This is a genomic window from Sphingomonas sp. P4_G3, assembly GCF_056401105.1.
Map to the genome: position 1 here is coordinate 74,314 of NZ_JBFUJZ010000005.1, position 15,419 is coordinate 89,732.

Below are 15,419 nucleotides of genomic sequence, written 5' to 3' on the forward strand. Positions count from 1 at the left end.
CCTCAGAGCCGCACCGCCAGCCGATGCGCTTCGAACAAAGCCTGCGACAGGCGCCGCGGGGCAACGCAATCGCCGATCGAGTGGACCTCCAGCCCGCGATCGGAAAAGATGGCCGGCCTCGGGCCGGCGACCGAGCGCCCGGTCTGTACCACCACCAGATCCGCCGCGATCGTGCGTTCGGCGCCGCTAGTCAGGGACATCAGATTGGCGACCCCCTCCCCCGCCTGGAGCAATTCGGACAAGACTTCGTAGCGTGTGTCGCCCGTGCCGAGCCGCACCAGCAACGGCGCTACGCTCTCCGCCGGGATTGCCCCCGCGATCGTCGCCGACGGGGTCGACAGGGTGACCTGCCACCCCGCGTCGACCAGCGCATTGGCGACGCCATAGGTCCACCAGAAACCGCTGCCGTCGTCCTGGACCAGCACCTGCCCCGAACCGTACGGTGCGGGCGCGCCATCGCGGAAGATGTCGAGCCAGCCGCACACGCCCGCACCATCGCGCTCGGGGTCGAGCGGCCGAGGCACGGCACCAGTGGCGAGCACGATCGCATCCGCGTGTCCGACAAGATCGCCGGGATAGTCGATCCGACGGCCGAGATGGATATCGACCGGCAGGCGGCGGAGCTCACTCTGCAAGTGATCGATCAACCGCAGTAGGCCGGAACGTTCGGGGATCGCGGCGGCATAGAGGAATTGTCCGCCCAGGCCGTCGCTCGCTTCGTATAATGTGGCCCGATGCCCGCGCAGCGCCACGATCCTTGCTGCTTCCATGCCCGCCGGTCCGCCGCCGACAATTGCGATGCGGCGCGGCTCCGCAGCGGGCTTGAACGACGCAAAGGCAGGGTCGCGCTCGCGCCCCGCCAGCGGGTTGACCGCGCAGTGCAGATGCGGCGCGAAGGCGCGGCAATCCTGGTTCAGCCCGACGCACGGGCGGATGCGGTTGGCTTCGCCGCGCGCCGCTTTGGCCACCCAATCGCCGTCCGCGACGAAAGCGCGTGCGAAGCCGACGGCGTCGGCTTGCCCGTCGGCCAGAGCCTTTTCGGCGAGTGCCGGCGACGTGAAGCGCTGGCCGACGATCGTCACCAGTCCGGACGCATCTCGCAGCACGCCGGCGGCGCGCGCCGCGGTAGCCTCGGGCTGGGTCACGTCCTTCACATAGGCGCCGCGCGTGCCTTGGGTGACGCTGAGGTAATCGACGGGATGATCGCGCGCGATCGCCTCGACGATGCGCCTGGTGTCGGGCAGTTCGAGGCCGTCGGCGAGTTCCTCGTCGGCGCTGAGCCGCAGCCCGAGCAAGAAGTCGTCGCCGCAGGCGGTGCGGATCGCGTCGATCAGTTCGAACAGGAAGCGCATCCGGCGCACCGGGTCGCCGCCCCAGCCATCGTCGCGGTGATTGGTGGCGGGCGACAGGAACTGGCCGACGAGATAGCCGTGCGCGCCGTGGATCTCGACGCCGTCATGCCCGGTCGCCTTCAGATTGGCCGCGGATCGGGCGAAGTCGGCAATAATCCGGCGGATGTCGGCGTCGTCCATCTCGTGCGGCGGGAAGGGATCGCGCGGCGAGCGGATCGGGCTTGGCGCAAGCAACGGATGATCGCTTTCCATGCCGATCGATTCGCGGCCCAGATGGATGATCTGGCCGACGATCGCCGCGCCCTGCGCGCGAACCGCCGCCGCGCGCCGTGCGAGCGCGGGCAGGACCTGGTCGTTATAGGTCTCGATCAGCTTGCGTCCGCGCCGCGCGGTGTCGGGCGAGACCACCGCCGCCCCCGTGATCATCAGCCCCACGCCCGATCGCGCGCGGTCTTCGTAATAGGCGATGTCGTCGTCGGTAGGGGCGCCGTCCACGACCATCGAAGTGCCGTGCGGCAGCATGACGATACGGTTGCGGAGCGTGACCGGACCGATCTCGACTGGGGAGAACAGGCGCGGAAATGGCGGGCCGCCGGTCGACGTCATTGCACGATCGTGCCGCCGTCGATCACCAACTCGGCACCAGTCATGTAGCTGGACTCCGAACTCGCCAGGAACAGGATCGCGTCGGCGATCTCGTCTGCCCGTCCCATCCGGCCGAGCGGAATATTGGCGAGGCGTTGCGCGGCTTTTTCGGGGTCGGCGAACACCGCTGCCGCGAGCGGAGTCTCGATCAGCCCCGGATGGACCGAATTGGCGCGGACCCCATTGCTCAGCGCCGTGCATTCGAGCGCGGTTGCCTTGGTGAACATCCGCACGCCACCCTTCGCCGCGCAATAGCCGGCGATATCGACGCCGCCGATGATGCCGCGAACCGAAGACAGGTTGACGATCGCGCCATGCCCGGACGCGGCCAGCAGCGGCAGCATCGCACGCGTGCCGAGAAAGACGCTGTCGAGATTGATCGCCATGGTGTCGCGCCACTGCGCCAGGCTGGTTTCGGCGATCGGGCGAACGACAGCATTGCCGACATTGTTGACCAGCACGTCCAGCCGGCCGGCTTCGTGCGCGGTGCGGTTCGCCAGCGCCGTCCAGGCCGCTTCGTCGGTCGCGTCGAAGGTTATGGCGTGAAGCCGGTCAGCGGAAGGCAGCCCGGCAACCGCCTCGGCGAGCCGGTCGGCATCGCGATCGGCAAGATAGACTTGCCCACCTTCCTCCAGGAAACGCCGCGCGGCCGCGAGGCCGATGCCCGAAGCGGCGCCGGTCACCAGCACGAGGTGATCGATGAAACGGCTCATGCCGCGTGCGGTTCGCTGGCCGATGGTTCGCGATCGAGACCCGCGTCGCGGCGGCTCATCGCGACGATATCGTCGAAGCTGGGATTGGCGCGTGCCAGGATATCGTCGGCCCGCTGCCTGATCGCGGGATCGAAGGCGGTGGTGGTGAAGGCATAGAAACGATCCGCGATGATCGCGTCGAACGCGATATCGGCGGCTTCCTCGGCAGTGGTGGCGTTGCGGTAGAGTTCCTCGCGCATCGCCTCGAGCTCGGCGGATTCGCTGATCGGGTCGTCACTCTCGACGAAGGCGGCGGGGCGGTTGCGTTCGGCGTCGTAGATTCCAGTCTTGACCAGCCCTGGACAAAGCATCGTCACCCCGATCGCCGCGCCGATTTCCTTCAGGCCAGCATAGAGCGCCTCGGTCGCGCGCACGACGGCATGCTTGGCGGCACCATAGCACGCCGATCCCGAACCGCTGACGACGCCGGCGACCGATGCGGTGTTGAGGATATGGCCAGGCCGACCGGCCGCGATCATCCTCGGCACGAATGCGCGCATTCCATGGACCACGCCATAGAGATTGACCCCGAGCGACCATTGCCAGTCGCCCAGGCCATATTCCCAAACCTTGCGATGCCGTCCGCCGGGCACGATTCCGGCATTGTTGCAGAGCAGGTCGACCGTGCCGAACCGCGCATAAGCGGCGTCGGCGAGCGCCGCGACGCTTGCCTCGTCGGATACGTCACAGCGCACCGCCAACGCCCGATCGCCCCCGATTGCCGTGGCAATCTCTCGCGCTTGTGTTTCCTGGATGTCCGCCAGGACGACGTTCATTCCCTCGTTCGCCGCGCGGCGAGCCAAAGCGGCGCCGATTCCGCTGCCCGCGCCGGTGATGACCGCGGTCCTGCCCTCGAAATCGTGCATGTCCGTCTTACTCCGTCACGACATTCTGCGACTGGCTGAAGAACCGTGCCGCGTAGAGGAAAACCAGCGCCGCGACCGCCGAGGGAGCCAGCATGATCGCGAGCGCGAAGCGCAGTGCGTCCTGCCCGGCCAGCGGCGCCAGCACATCGCTCAGCAAGCCGGTCAGCCACGGCCCCAGGCCGAGGCCGAACAGATTGAAACAAAGCAGCAGTACAGCATTGCCGAACGCCCTCATGTTGGGCGGCGTGGCGGATTGGGTCGCGGCGAGAATCGGGCCGTAATAAGCGATCATCGACGCCGCCGCGATCGTCGCCGCGCCGATCGCGATCGGGGTCGACCGCGTCAGATATTGCAGCAGCGCGACGACCACCGTGATGCCGACCACCAACGCCATGATCCACACGCGCCAGCGCGGATCGCGCTTGGTGAGCCGGTCGGTGATCCAGCCGCTGGCGAACATCCCGACGGCGCCCGCACCCCCGCTCAGCAACGCCATCAGCGCCGCGACAGTGCCGAGCGACAGGCCGTGCGTGCGCGAAAAGAACGGCGCGTTCCACGTCATCATCGAATATTGCGAGAATCCGTGCAGCATCCCCGCGATGACGACGTAGCGAAAGCCCCTGGCGCGCCACAGCACGCCGAGCGACGCGCCGATCGGCAGGGCGGGGGCTGGAGGAACGGCAGTAACGATGTCGGCGCTGCCGCGTTTCGGTTCGGCCAGAATCGCGAGGACGATCGGCGCGAGCACCAGCCCCGCGCCGCCGATCACCGCAAAGGCCAGCCGCCAGCCCAGTACCGCGCCCAGCCAGCCGGCGCCGGCATAGCCGACCATCAGCCCTGCCGGCAGCGCCAGGCCCCAGGTCGACATCGCGGTCGCGCGGCGGTGTGGCGGATAATAGTCGGCGATCAGCGATACGCTGGCCGGAACGCTGCCCGCCTCGCCGACCGCGACACCGATGCGCAGCACGACCAGCATGGCGAAGCTGGTGGCGAGGCCGCACAGCGCGGTCATCGCGCTCCAGATCGCGAGCGAGACGACGATGATCCAGCGCCGGTCGAGCCGATCGGCGAGCCGCGCGATCGGCAGCGACAAAGTCGCGTAGAACAACGCGAAGGCGAGCCCCGTCAATGCGCCGAGCTGCCCATCGCTCAGCCCCAGGTCCGCCTTGATCGGAATCTGCAGCAGCGAGACGATCGTGCGGTCGATATAGTTGAACGCGGAGACCAGGAACAAGGCGAGCAGCGCGAGGCGCCGGGTGCCGGCGCGTCCGGTCGCTTGCGGATCGAGTACGGTCATCGTCGTCATGCCCAGCCCGCGGAGCGCGCGGCGGTGATACCGAAGGTGGCGGCAAGCGCGAGCCCACCCGCATAGCCGCGTCCGAACGCGCCGCCGGCATCGCTGCCCGCCGCGAACAGCCCGGGGACGGGCGTGCCGTCTCTGCGTAGCACGCGCGCCTCGGGATCGATCGTCAGCCCGCCGAAGGTGAAGGTGATCGCCGGGTGGACGATCAGCGCATAGAAAGGCGGTTTGTCGAGTACGGCGAAATCGTCGGTCCGAGGCGGGTCCATCACTTCCCAGCCGTGGCGGGCCTGATGGTTGAACGCGGCGATCGTCGCGCGTGTCGCGGCGCCGTCGAACCCCTGCGCGGCGGCGAAATCCGCGACCTCATCGAGCGTCTCCGCAACGATGCCCTTGCCGCCATTCTCGATCGCGACCTGCATCTTGTCGAGCGGGACGCCGACCGAGACGACCGGGACGGTGGCATAGGCCGCATGCGCGCGCGAATCCCAGAAGCACAATGCGCGCGCGCCAGGCTGCCGCACCGTGTGAGCGGTATTGGCGTGGTCGCCATAGCTCTCGTCGCAGAAGCGCTCGCCGCGCTCGTTGATCAGCAGCGCATGTTCGCTGTGATATTGCGACAGCGCGACATAGAGCCGCTCGTCGTCCCAGACGCGCGGCTCGCTGACCAGATGGCCGTAGAACCCGGCATTGGTCCCCGCGACCTCGCCGCCCGCTTCCTCGCCGAGTCGCAGCCCGGCACCGTCGCTGATCGGATTGGACCGCAGTAGCATCTTCTCGGCCTGGGGATGAATGTAGCGCGCGCGCAGTTCGGGCGACGCCTGATAGCCACCGGTTGCGAGAAGCGTTGCCGCCGATTTGACGGTCACCTCGCCATCGGCGTGCCGAGTCCGCGCTCCGGTCACTCGACCGTCCTCGTCGCGCAGCAGCGCCGTCGTCTCGGTCTCGAGGATGACGAACCCGCCATGCTGCTCGACCAGATCGGCGCAGCCGCGGATATGGGCGTGAATGTCGATCTGGTAGCCCTGTCCGTGAAGCACGTCGATCCGCGGCGACATGTCTATCCCGCGGCGCCGCAGCCAGGCGACCGCCGCGGGATAAGTGTCGAACACGACGCGGGCGAGCGCCGGATCGCCCCCGCCATAAAGGTCGATCTTCTCGCGCGAGGATGCCGTCCAGAACACCCCGCCCGACAGCACCGCCGACCCGCCCAGCGCCGCTGCCTTCTCGACGACGATCACGCGCGCGCCGCGCTCTGCGGCCCAGCCGGCAGCGGACATGCCCGCCATGCCGCCGCCGATGACCAACAGGTCGCATGTGATCGTCTCTTCGTCGGTCATCGGCTAGTCGCGCTTCCTAGAACTTCATCTCGACCTGGACGAGGACGGCGCGCGGCTCACCGGCGACGGTGAAGACCTCACCCACGCCGCCCGGCTTGTCGACACCCAGCGTGCCGTAGCGCCTATTGGTCAGGTTGCGGCCGATCAGCGACAAGGCCCAGCGGTCGTCGACCGTGGCGATCCGGGCACCCGCGTTGATGATCGTGAAGCTGGGCTGATACGACACCGGGTTGAGATTGAGCCCGGTATAATAGCCCGCCGTGTAGCGAAGGTCGGCGTTGAGCGTCATCTTGAAGTTGGACGACAGACTGACGTCCTGTGCGATCCCGGCGGTCAGCACCCAGTCGGGCGCGCGATAGACCGGTTTCCCTGACAGGTCCTGATGGGCCGGTACCGATCCGGCAGCAGGAATGCATCCGAGCGCTGCGGTCTGCCCGGCATAGCATTGCGCGATCGGGAAGGACTGGAAATGGGCATCGTTATAGGACGCCGTCGTGCGCAAGGTGGTGCCTTTGATCGGGCGATAGGTGGCTTCGAACTCGACACCCTTGGTCAACGTACTGGCGGCATTCTGCGTGACGAACACCGGGGTTCCGTTTGGCAATACCAGCAGCGAGGTCAGTGGCAGGCCGGTATATTTGTAGCTGAACCCGGTGAGCGTGGTGGTCAGCTTGTTGTTGAACAGCGACGCCTTGGTCCCGATCTCGAACCCGCGCACCTTCTCCGCGTCGAAGCTCAACGTATTCTTCGTGGCGGTCGATGCGAGAATGCCGGGATTCGAGTATCCGCCCGCCAGATACCCGGTCTTATACGCGCCGTAGATCAGCACGTTGCGATGCGGATGCCAGCTCAACGTCGCCTCGGGCGAGAAATTGCTCGCGCTCTTTTCGCCGTTGATGACCGTGCCCACCGGCAGAATCCCGACGGCGTTGGAGTTCACGAAGGTGCTGAAGCTGTTGAGCTTGTTCTTCTGCCACGTATAGCGCCCGCCGCCGGCAAGCTCGAGCGAATCGGAGAATTTGACGATCAGCTGTCCGAACCCGGAAAATGCCGTGCTCTCATTATGCTGTTCGTTGTCATAAGCGTGAAATTTGCCGGTCGTCGCGTCGGGCAATAACGGACCGTTCGCGCCACCGACGTACAGGGTCCGCTTGTTCTGTTCGTAATGTCCGCCGAACGCGATGTTGAACATGCCGTCGAACGAGGAGACGGCACGGAGTTCTTCGTAGAAGCTCTTGTTCTTCTCGTTGCTGTACGACCAGAATTGGGAATAAGCGGTGCCGTCGGCATTGCCCTGGCTGACATAGGCATAATCGTAATAGCCGGTGACCGAGGTCAGCTTGATCTTGCCCGCGGTGTAATTGAGCGTCAGCGTCGGCAGATAGGTATCGTCGCTGGAATAGGGGCGGCCATTGTCGTGCGACTTCACCTGTGGCCACAGGTTGATGATCGTCGGCGACAGCCAGCCCTGCGAAGAGCGGTCATTGAGCTTGCAGTCGCCGGTCGGATCGAGCAGCGCCGCGCCGGTGCCTGGCCGCGCCCGACCGGCAGGGCAGCCCATGACCTCGTCGAAGCTTTGCAGGCTCTGGCCTTCATAACGGCTGACGAGCATCTTGAAGGTCGCATCGAAATTGCCGTCCTCATATTTAAGGGTGAACCTGCCGGCGAGCTTCTTCTCGGCGCCGAGCCGGCCCTGCGCGGCGGGGACGAAGATGCTCCCGGTCGCGGCGCTGCGCAGCAGATCGGGCACGCCGTTGTTCATGTTGCGGATATAGCCCTGGCTCTGGCTGGCGAAGAGCGCGAGGCGGGCGCCCAGCTTGTCGGTGATTGGCCCCGACACCGCCGCCTCGATCGAGGCGGTATCGGCGTTGAATTCATAACCGCTGCGGACGAACCCGGAAAACGTCGACGTCGGATCGGCCGACTTGACCGACACCACGCCGCCCGGAGAGTTCTTGCCGAAGAACAACGCCTGCGGCCCCTTGAGGACGTCGACCGTCTCGATGTCGAACAAGGCGTCGTTGAGAATGCGTCCGCGGCTGATCGCCATGCCGTCGAAATCGAGCAGGACCGATTGCTCGACCCCGGCGTCGAGGCTCGCCGAACTGACCCCGCGCATCGTGATCGACGTGCCCGACCCAGTGAAGCCGCGGTCGAGCGAGACTTGTGGTGCCAGAATCTTGATGTTGGCGACCGACGTTAGGTCGTATTGCCGGATCTGTGCCGGGGTGATCACCGTGGCAGCCACGGGCACGTCGATCAGACGCTCCGAACGCCGGCGCGCGGTCACGACGATATCGGCGTCGTTGGTCTGATCGTCCCGGGCGGCCTTGGCTTCACCGGGGGCCGCTTGCGGCGCGTTCGCGTTCGCGTTGGCAGCGGCGAGCGCCGGCTGTTCCTGCGCCATGGCGGGCGACGCCAGGGCGGTAGCAAGGGCGCCGAGCGCCGAACTCCAGAATAGCTTGTCCATATCGTTTCCCTCTCCCTTTACGTGATCGCCCCGGTCTCGCCGAAGTCGTTTTGTTTGGTTTTCAGGTTGCGCCCGCCTTCAGGGCTGCCCGCCAAGCGGCCTTGGCCAGCGGGTCGATGCGCTCGATGATTTCGCTCGCATTCGCCGCAGTCTGGACGCCTTCTCGCGCACGTCCCGCGATCCCCTGGAGGATCGCCGCGACGCGGAAGAGATTGTAGGCAGTGTAGAATGGGTGCGTCGGGTCACTGTCGAACCCGGTGCGCTCGCGATAGCGACGGGCATAGTCCGCGGGACTCGGGATGCCGAGCGCATCGAGGTCGGCACCGGCGAGCGTGCCGCGCACATCGACACCCTCCGGCCGGGTCCATTCCATCATGTGATAGCTGAGGTCGCCGATCGGATCGCCGAGCGTCGACAATTCCCAGTCGATCATCGCCACCACGCGCGGCTCGGTCGGATGGATCAGCAAATTGTGGAACGAATAGTCGCCATGGATGATCGTCGTGCGCTCGGGCAAAGCGGGAATCGCGCCGGGCAGCCAGGCGATCAGTCTGTCCATTTCGGGGATGTCGCGAGTGCGCGACAGGTCGTACTGGCGCGACCAGCGCGAGATTTGGCGCGCGAAATAATTGCCGGGCTTGCCGTAATCACCGAGCCCGATCGCGGCATAATCGATGCGGTGGAGCGCCGCGAGTGTGGCGTTCGCCGAATCGTAGATCGCCGCGCGCTCGTCGCGCGACAAACCGGGCATGCGCGGATCCCAGAAGGCACGGCCGGGCACGTGGCGCATGACATAGAACATCGTGCCGATGACGTCGGTGTCCTCGCATAGTACCAGCGGCTCGGGTACCGGCAGCCCGGCGTCGAACAACGCGCGGGTGACGCGGTATTCGCGGTCGACAGCATGGGCGGAGGCGAGCAGCACGCCCGCAGGCTTGCGGCGCAGGACCAGCTTGCCGGCGGCGGTTTCGAGCAGGAAAGTCGGGTTCGACTGGCCTCCCTGGAACTGATGGACCGCAATGTCGCCGGTCAGGCCGGGGATGGCGCCGCGCAAGTAACGCGTGAGCCGATCTTCGTCGAACTGGCTGCCCGGCGCCACGGCGACGGTCGCGCCGATCTGTGCGGCGGGCGCGTTCATGCCGCCTTCCTTGCGGCGCGATATTTGTCGAGTTCCATTCGCGCGAGCTGACGTTCGTGGACCTCGTCGGGACCGTCGGTCAGGCGGACGATGCGGGTGTTGGCCCACAGCTCCGCAAGCCCGAAATCGTCCGAGACGCCACCGCCGCCATGTGCCTGAATGGCATCGTCGACGATCCGCTGCGCCATCCGGGGCGCGGCGATCTTGATCATCGCGATTTCGGCGCGCGCCGCCTTGTTGCCGACCGTGTCCATCATGTGCGCCGCCTTGAGACAGAGGAGGCGCGCCATCTCGATCTCGCAGCGCGCGCGGGCGATCCGTTCTTCCCACACCGAATGCTCGGCGATCGATTTGCCGAAGGCATGGCGGTCGACCAGGCGGCGGCACATCTTCTCAAGCGCGACCTCCATTGTCGCGATGTTGCGCATCGTGTGGTGGATGCGGCCCGGGCCGAGCCGGCCCTGCGCGATCTCGAACCCGCGTCCTTCACCCAGCAGCAGATTCTCGGCGGGGACGCGCACCTCCTCCAGCAGCACCTCGAAATGGCCGTGGGGGGCGTGATCGTAGCCGAAGACGGGCAGGTGCCGGACCAGGGTGACCCCGGGTGTGTCGCGCGGCACCAGGATCATCGATTGCTGGTTATAGGCGGGCGCGTCGGGATCGGTCTTGCCCATCAGCACGAAGAAGTCGCACCGCGGATGGCCAGCGCCCGACGACCACCATTTGCGGCCGTTGATGACATAATGCCCGCCGTCGCGCCGTATCTCGGTCTGAATGTTGCGCGCGTCGGACGAAGCCACGGCGGGTTCGGTCATCAGGAACGCCGAGCGCGTGACGCCGTCGCGCAGCGGCACCATGAAGCGCTCTTTCTGCGCCGGCGTGCCGTAGCGATGGAGCACCTCGAAATTGCCCGTGTCGGGCGCCATGCAGTTGAACACCTCGCTCGCGAACGAGACGCGCCCCATCAATTCGGCGATCGGGGCGTAGTCGAGATTGGTGAGTCCCGGGCTGGTGAAATAGGCGTCGTCATGCTCCGATGGGGGCATGAAGAAGTTCCACAACCCTTCGGCTTTCGCTTTGGCCTTGAGCGACTCGAACACCGGCGGGATGTCGCGCCAGCGGTCGATCGCCGCCAGTTCGGCGTGATAGACGGGGATCGCGGGGACGATATGCTCGTCCATGAATCCGCGGACGCGGCCCATCCATTCGCTGGATCGCTGCGACTGTTCGAACGCCATGGCGCGGATATCCCTCCTGTCGATTCTCTCGGATCGTTCGTCCGGTCGGTCGGCCATACTATTTCCCGACCGACCGGTCGGCTGTCAAATTGGACAGTGGGGTGATGGTTGACGCCCGACCAGTCGGTCGACAAGTTTAAGGCGGGAGAGGTCGATGACGACGCCAAGATCATTTGGGCCATTGGGCGACGTCGCGCTGCTGCGCGGCCATGCGCCGTACACGCTTGCGGGCTATGCGGGTTTCCGTGCCGTCATCGATACCGATGGCGCGGTGCCGGCACGGCTCAAGGCGCTGTTCGCCTCAGTCGCCGCGATCGACCGCCGCTATCCCGATCTGGCGCGGCGCGAGCTGGCGCGGGGGGCATCGCTCGGGCTGATCGTCCGCGACGCGACCGCGGGGCTCATCGTCCTCAGCAGCTTGCGCGGCGAAGGCGCGGCACTCGAATTCGCCGACGTGATCGCAAGCGTCTTCGATGACCCCAGCGCACCGCCGCCGCAGGACCTGCCGCGTGCCGAACCGGGTGAGGCGGAAGCCAACTTCCGCGCTTATTTCGGCACGATTCCGGCGCCGCTCGCCCAGTTGATGCGGCTGTGTCCGGCTGCGGCCGACGCTTATTACCTGATGCGTCGCGGCAGCATCGACGCCAATCCGCTGTCGCCCAAACATGGCGAACTGCTGCTGCTGGCGATCCTCGCCGCCGGCTACAGTCCGATGGCCGCGACGCATGTCCGCGGCGCGCGCATGGCAGGCGCGACCGACCAGGAAATCGCCGAGGCGGTGCTCTGCGCCGTCCCCGCTGCCGGCATCGCGGCCTGGATGGGCGTCGGTGCGATGCTCGCTCCCGACCAATAGACCCCAGGGCCCATTCACTCGAATATCGAAGGAGATACTCATGGAACTCGAAAAGGACGTCATCCAGTACGAACTGGCCGGCAACGGCATCTGCACGATCTGGCTCAACCGCCCGCACAAACGCAATTGCGTCAGCCCGCAATTGCTGCGCGAACTGGAAGTCGCGGTGGATCGCGCGGCGGCGGACAAGAAGGCGCTTGCCGTCGTGTTCCGCGGGCGCGGCAACACCTTCTGCTCGGGCGCGGACCTCGACCAGCTGGTCGGCCCGGTGCTGCACGAATCGACCACCTCGCTACAGCTCGCGATCGACTCGGCACGCACCTATGACAAGATCTACAACATGGGTAAGCCGACCATTGCAGCGGTCGAGGGCTATGCCGTCGCGGGCGGGTTCGAACTGATGATCTCGTGCGATTTCGCGCTGGCGGCGTCCGAAGCGAAGATCGGCGACTTCCACATCCGCCGCGCGCTGTTCGGCGGTGCAGGGCCGATCTATCGTCTCCCGCGCTATATCGGCATGCGCAAGTCGAAGGAGCTGATGTTGACCGGCAAGCTCTTGACCGGCGACGAAACGGTCGAATGGGGCCTGTGCAACGCCTCCGCGCCGATGGCCGAGTTCGACCAGTTGATCGCCGATTTCTGCGCGCCGCTGATCGACAAGAGCCCGTTCTGCATGTGGATGACAAAGATGGCGCTCAATCGCGGCATGGATGCGGACACCAATACGCTGATCACGCTCGAGACGATGACCTGCAACGTCGTTCACCATTCGGCCGATGCCAAGGAAGGCGTCGCGGCCTTCCTCGAAAAGCGCAAGCCAGTCTGGACGGGCAACTAAGGCGATGTCGGTCAGCATGGTCGTGCTCGCCAGTCGCCCCGGCGACTGGCCGCAGGAGCGTTTCACCGAATGGTGGCGCGGGCCGCATGCCGATGCGGCGAAGCTGCTGCCCGGCCTGCTCGCCTATCGCCATGGCGTGGTTACCAAGGACTATGACAGTCCCGAAACGCCGGGCTGGGACGGACATGCCGTGCTGACTTTCGCCGACCAGGCCGCGCTCGACGCGGCCTTCGCCTCGCCCGAATGGAAGGCGGCGACCGCGCAGACCAAGGGCATGGGCGGCCGGCGCATCATCCTGATCACCGATGAGGTTGATCTGCTTGCCGGGGGCGGCGATGGCTGACCTTGCCCCCGGTTTCGCGACCGCGGCGTTCCGCCTCGATGGCAAGCGCGCGCTGATCACCGGTGGGCGCGGCGCGCTGGCCGAAGCGATGGCGGCGACGCTTGCCGACCTCGGCTGCGCGGTCGCGCTGGCTTCGCGCAACGGCGAGGAATGCGCGGCGATCGCGGTGGGGATTGCCGAGCGTTTCGGCGTCCCCGCGATCGGCCTGTCGTGCGACATCGCCGACGAGGACTCGGTCGAAGCGGCGGTGGCCAAGGTCGTCGCCGAGTTCGGCGGGCTCGATCTGCTCGTCAACAATGCCGGCGCCTCGTGGTGGGGACTGCCGCAGGACATTCCGCTCAAGGGCTGGCGCAAGGTGATGGATATCAACGTCACCGGCACCTTCCTCGCCTGCCGGCACGCCGCTCGGCACATGATCGCGAACGGCGGCGGATCGATCGTCAACATTGCCTCGGTCGGCGCGTTCATCTCGTACCGGCCCGAGGACGGCCAGGTCGTGCCCTACACCACCAGCAAGGCGGCGATCGTCCATTTGACCAGCGACCTCGCCGCGCAATGGGCCGGACACGGCATCCGTGTGAATGCCATCGCGCCGGGATCGATCGAGACCGGAATGACCGAGACGCTCGATCCCGCGATCCAGGAGAAGACGCGCGCTGGCATTCTACTTGGGCGGTTCGGCAAGCCGGAGGAAGTGAGCGGTACGCTCGCCTTGCTGGCGTCGGATGCCGGCAGCTTCATCACTGGCCAGACCTTCCTCGTCGACGGAGGGCAGTCGATTGGTTGAGTTTCGTGCCGACGGCCTGACCTGGACCGGTGAGCGATTATGGCCGCAATTCGTGGCCCATGCGGGCGCAGACCCGGACGCGCTCGCGCTGATCGATTGCGATGATCGCCGCTGGACGCGGCGCGAACTCTACGGGCTCGCGCTCGACATCACGGAGCGCCTGGCCGCGACGGGCGTGACGGCGGGGAGCCGGGTTCTCGTCGCCGGCGTCAAGCGTGCCGAGACGCTGGCGGCGGCGCTGGCGACATCGGCTTGCGAAGCGACCTTCTGTCCCTATTCGCCGAAACTGTCCGAGGCGGACCGCCAGGTGCTCGAGGCGCGGCTCGGCCACGCCGCGCATGTCGTTATCGGTAGCGACGGCGCGATCATCGTCGCCGAAGCCGCACGCCAGGGGCGTACCGCCGATCCGCGCGATCGCGACACCGTGCTGATCGGTTTTACCTCGGGGTCCACCGGTGTGCCCAAGGCGGTGATGCATGGCGCCGCCGCGCTCAATTATGCGACCCGCGCCTGCGCGGCGATCGCGGCACTGGAACCGGCGGATTCGATCCTCGGCATTGTGCCCCTGGATAGCGCGCCGGGATTTACCTTCACTGCGCATTTCGCCTTGTCGCAGGGGCGGCCTTTGGTGTTCGTCGATCCCTGGGATCCGGCGGCGGCGATGCGCCGGGCGGTCGAGCATGGCTGCGGCTGGGCGATCATGGTGCCGACCCATCTCTATACGATGGTCGAGGCGGCGAAGACTGGATCGTGGTCAGGAACCCTGCCGCTGCGCGCCGCCGCGGTCGGGGGCAGCGCGATGACCGCCGAATTGATCGCCGATGCCGAAACGCTGCTGGGTCTCAAGGCGCTCAGGATGTTCGGCATGTCCGAATGCATGGGGCATTGCTCAACGCGCCCCGATGATCCGCTTGCGCGGCGGCAAGGATCGGATGGCGTTCCCTTTCCGGGCACCGAGGAGGAAGCGTTCGATGCCGACGGCGTCGCACTAGCGCGCGGGTCGCGTGGGCAGGCGGGCGTGCGCGGGCCGTCGCTGTTCCTCGGTTATGCCGAGGGACTCGGGTCGGGCCAGGAGCGGCGCAGCCGCGACGGCTTCTTCCTGACCGGGGACGAGATCGTCCGCGACGAGGGGGGATTCGTCACCGTGGTCGGTCGGATCAAGGACCAGATCATTCGCGGCGGGTTCAACATCGATCCCGCCGAGATCGAGGCCGCGCTGCTGCGCCACCCGGCGATCGCCGAGGTCGCGGTGGTCGGCGTGCCCGAACCCAAGCTGGGCGAACAGGCTTGCGCAGTCTGCCGGGTCCGCCAGGGCGCGGCGCCGTTCATGTTTGCGACGATGGTCGACCATCTCGAACGCGAAGGCCTCTCGCGCAAGAAATGGCCCGAGCATCTGTTGATCGTCGAGCAAATGGCGGTCGGCGCGACCGGCAAGCTCGACAAGAAGGCGATGGCCGCGCGCGCCGCAACGGCGCTCGGCCGAGGCTAGCTGCGCCA

General features: G+C 66.6%; 13 protein-coding genes. 5 read left to right on the top strand and 8 right to left on the bottom strand.

The genetic code is table 11. From position 1 onward, the window contains the following. Positions 1-2: 2 nt before the first annotated feature. The 8 genes from AC1DQQ_RS14560 to AC1DQQ_RS14595 form a co-directional block, all read right to left on the bottom strand. Positions 3-1,958, bottom strand: a complete 1,956-nt coding sequence (locus tag AC1DQQ_RS14560) for an oxidoreductase (RefSeq protein ID WP_478045584.1) — start codon at positions 1,956-1,958, stop codon at positions 3-5. Continuing rightward, on the bottom strand, positions 1,955-2,710 hold the full coding sequence (locus AC1DQQ_RS14565) for an SDR family NAD(P)-dependent oxidoreductase (RefSeq protein ID WP_478045585.1): 756 nt from the start codon (positions 2,708-2,710) through the stop codon (positions 1,955-1,957). Before AC1DQQ_RS14565 ends, AC1DQQ_RS14560 begins: the two co-directional genes overlap by 4 nt. Further along, a complete protein-coding gene (locus AC1DQQ_RS14570) occupies positions 2,707-3,615 on the bottom strand; it encodes an SDR family NAD(P)-dependent oxidoreductase (RefSeq protein WP_478045586.1) in 909 nt (302 codons plus the stop codon). The genes AC1DQQ_RS14565 and AC1DQQ_RS14570 overlap by 4 nt, the downstream gene beginning before the upstream one ends. A gap of 7 nt (positions 3,616-3,622) precedes the next feature. Next, positions 3,623-4,921 (bottom strand): spinster family MFS transporter, encoded by a 1,299-nt coding sequence (locus tag AC1DQQ_RS14575; RefSeq protein ID WP_478045587.1) that lies wholly within the window; start codon positions 4,919-4,921, stop codon positions 3,623-3,625. After that, positions 4,918-6,255: an FAD-dependent oxidoreductase gene (locus AC1DQQ_RS14580; protein ID WP_478029623.1), complete on the bottom strand. Its 1,338-nt coding sequence runs from the start codon at positions 6,253-6,255 to the stop codon at positions 4,918-4,920. The genes AC1DQQ_RS14575 and AC1DQQ_RS14580 overlap by 4 nt, the downstream gene beginning before the upstream one ends. A 16-nt stretch (positions 6,256-6,271) precedes the next feature. Continuing rightward, entirely contained in the window at positions 6,272-8,725 is a 2,454-nt protein-coding gene (locus AC1DQQ_RS14585) for a TonB-dependent receptor (RefSeq protein WP_478042338.1), read from the bottom strand. A gap of 61 nt (positions 8,726-8,786) precedes the next feature. Continuing rightward, on the bottom strand, positions 8,787-9,863 hold the full coding sequence (locus tag AC1DQQ_RS14590; RefSeq protein WP_478045588.1) for a phosphotransferase family protein: 1,077 nt from the start codon (positions 9,861-9,863) through the stop codon (positions 8,787-8,789). After that, positions 9,860-11,101, bottom strand: coding sequence for an acyl-CoA dehydrogenase family protein (locus AC1DQQ_RS14595; protein ID WP_478045589.1), 1,242 nt, complete (start codon positions 11,099-11,101; stop codon positions 9,860-9,862). Before AC1DQQ_RS14595 ends, AC1DQQ_RS14590 begins: the two co-directional genes overlap by 4 nt. A 154-nt stretch (positions 11,102-11,255) precedes the next feature. Here AC1DQQ_RS14595 and AC1DQQ_RS14600 point away from each other — a divergent pair, with 154 nt between their 5' ends. Genes AC1DQQ_RS14600 through AC1DQQ_RS14620 form a run of 5 tightly spaced genes read left to right on the top strand, consistent with a single transcriptional unit; the run spans position 11,256 to position 15,411 of the window. Continuing rightward, a complete protein-coding gene (locus AC1DQQ_RS14600; RefSeq protein WP_478045590.1) occupies positions 11,256-11,954 on the top strand; it encodes a carboxymuconolactone decarboxylase family protein in 699 nt (232 codons plus the stop codon). 40 nt (positions 11,955-11,994) lie between these two features. Continuing rightward, entirely contained in the window at positions 11,995-12,792 is a 798-nt protein-coding gene (locus AC1DQQ_RS14605; protein WP_478045591.1) for an enoyl-CoA hydratase/isomerase family protein, read from the top strand. Positions 12,793-12,796: 4 nt separating this feature from the next. Continuing rightward, entirely contained in the window at positions 12,797-13,135 is a 339-nt protein-coding gene (locus AC1DQQ_RS14610) for an EthD family reductase (protein ID WP_478042334.1), read from the top strand. Then, positions 13,128-13,922, top strand: a complete 795-nt coding sequence (locus AC1DQQ_RS14615) for an SDR family NAD(P)-dependent oxidoreductase (protein ID WP_478045592.1) — start codon at positions 13,128-13,130, stop codon at positions 13,920-13,922. Before AC1DQQ_RS14610 ends, AC1DQQ_RS14615 begins: the two co-directional genes overlap by 8 nt. Next, a complete protein-coding gene (locus AC1DQQ_RS14620; RefSeq protein WP_478045593.1) occupies positions 13,861-15,411 on the top strand; it encodes a class I adenylate-forming enzyme family protein in 1,551 nt (516 codons plus the stop codon). The genes AC1DQQ_RS14615 and AC1DQQ_RS14620 overlap by 62 nt, the downstream gene beginning before the upstream one ends. The last annotated feature ends 8 nt before the right edge of the window (positions 15,412-15,419 follow it).

Excerpts from the sequence above, each read along its gene's own strand:
- AC1DQQ_RS14560 (WP_478045584.1), bottom strand. The coding sequence starts at position 1,958 with ATGACGTCGACCGGCGGCCCGCCATTTCCGCGCCTGTTCTCCCCAGTC.
- AC1DQQ_RS14565 (WP_478045585.1), bottom strand. The coding sequence starts at position 2,710 with ATGAGCCGTTTCATCGATCACCTCGTGCTGGTGACCGGCGCCGCTTCG.
- AC1DQQ_RS14570 (WP_478045586.1), bottom strand. The coding sequence starts at position 3,615 with ATGCACGATTTCGAGGGCAGGACCGCGGTCATCACCGGCGCGGGCAGC.
- AC1DQQ_RS14575 (WP_478045587.1), bottom strand. The coding sequence starts at position 4,921 with ATGACGACGATGACCGTACTCGATCCGCAAGCGACCGGACGCGCCGGC.
- AC1DQQ_RS14580 (WP_478029623.1), bottom strand. The coding sequence starts at position 6,255 with ATGACCGACGAAGAGACGATCACATGCGACCTGTTGGTCATCGGCGGC.
- AC1DQQ_RS14585 (WP_478042338.1), bottom strand. The coding sequence starts at position 8,725 with ATGGACAAGCTATTCTGGAGTTCGGCGCTCGGCGCCCTTGCTACCGCC.
- AC1DQQ_RS14590 (WP_478045588.1), bottom strand. The coding sequence starts at position 9,863 with ATGAACGCGCCCGCCGCACAGATCGGCGCGACCGTCGCCGTGGCGCCG.
- AC1DQQ_RS14595 (WP_478045589.1), bottom strand. The coding sequence starts at position 11,101 with ATGGCGTTCGAACAGTCGCAGCGATCCAGCGAATGGATGGGCCGCGTC.
- AC1DQQ_RS14600 (WP_478045590.1), top strand. The coding sequence starts at position 11,256 with ATGACGACGCCAAGATCATTTGGGCCATTGGGCGACGTCGCGCTGCTG.
- AC1DQQ_RS14605 (WP_478045591.1), top strand. The coding sequence starts at position 11,995 with ATGGAACTCGAAAAGGACGTCATCCAGTACGAACTGGCCGGCAACGGC.
- AC1DQQ_RS14610 (WP_478042334.1), top strand. The coding sequence starts at position 12,797 with ATGTCGGTCAGCATGGTCGTGCTCGCCAGTCGCCCCGGCGACTGGCCG.
- AC1DQQ_RS14615 (WP_478045592.1), top strand. The coding sequence starts at position 13,128 with ATGGCTGACCTTGCCCCCGGTTTCGCGACCGCGGCGTTCCGCCTCGAT.
- AC1DQQ_RS14620 (WP_478045593.1), top strand. The coding sequence starts at position 13,861 with ATGCCGGCAGCTTCATCACTGGCCAGACCTTCCTCGTCGACGGAGGGC.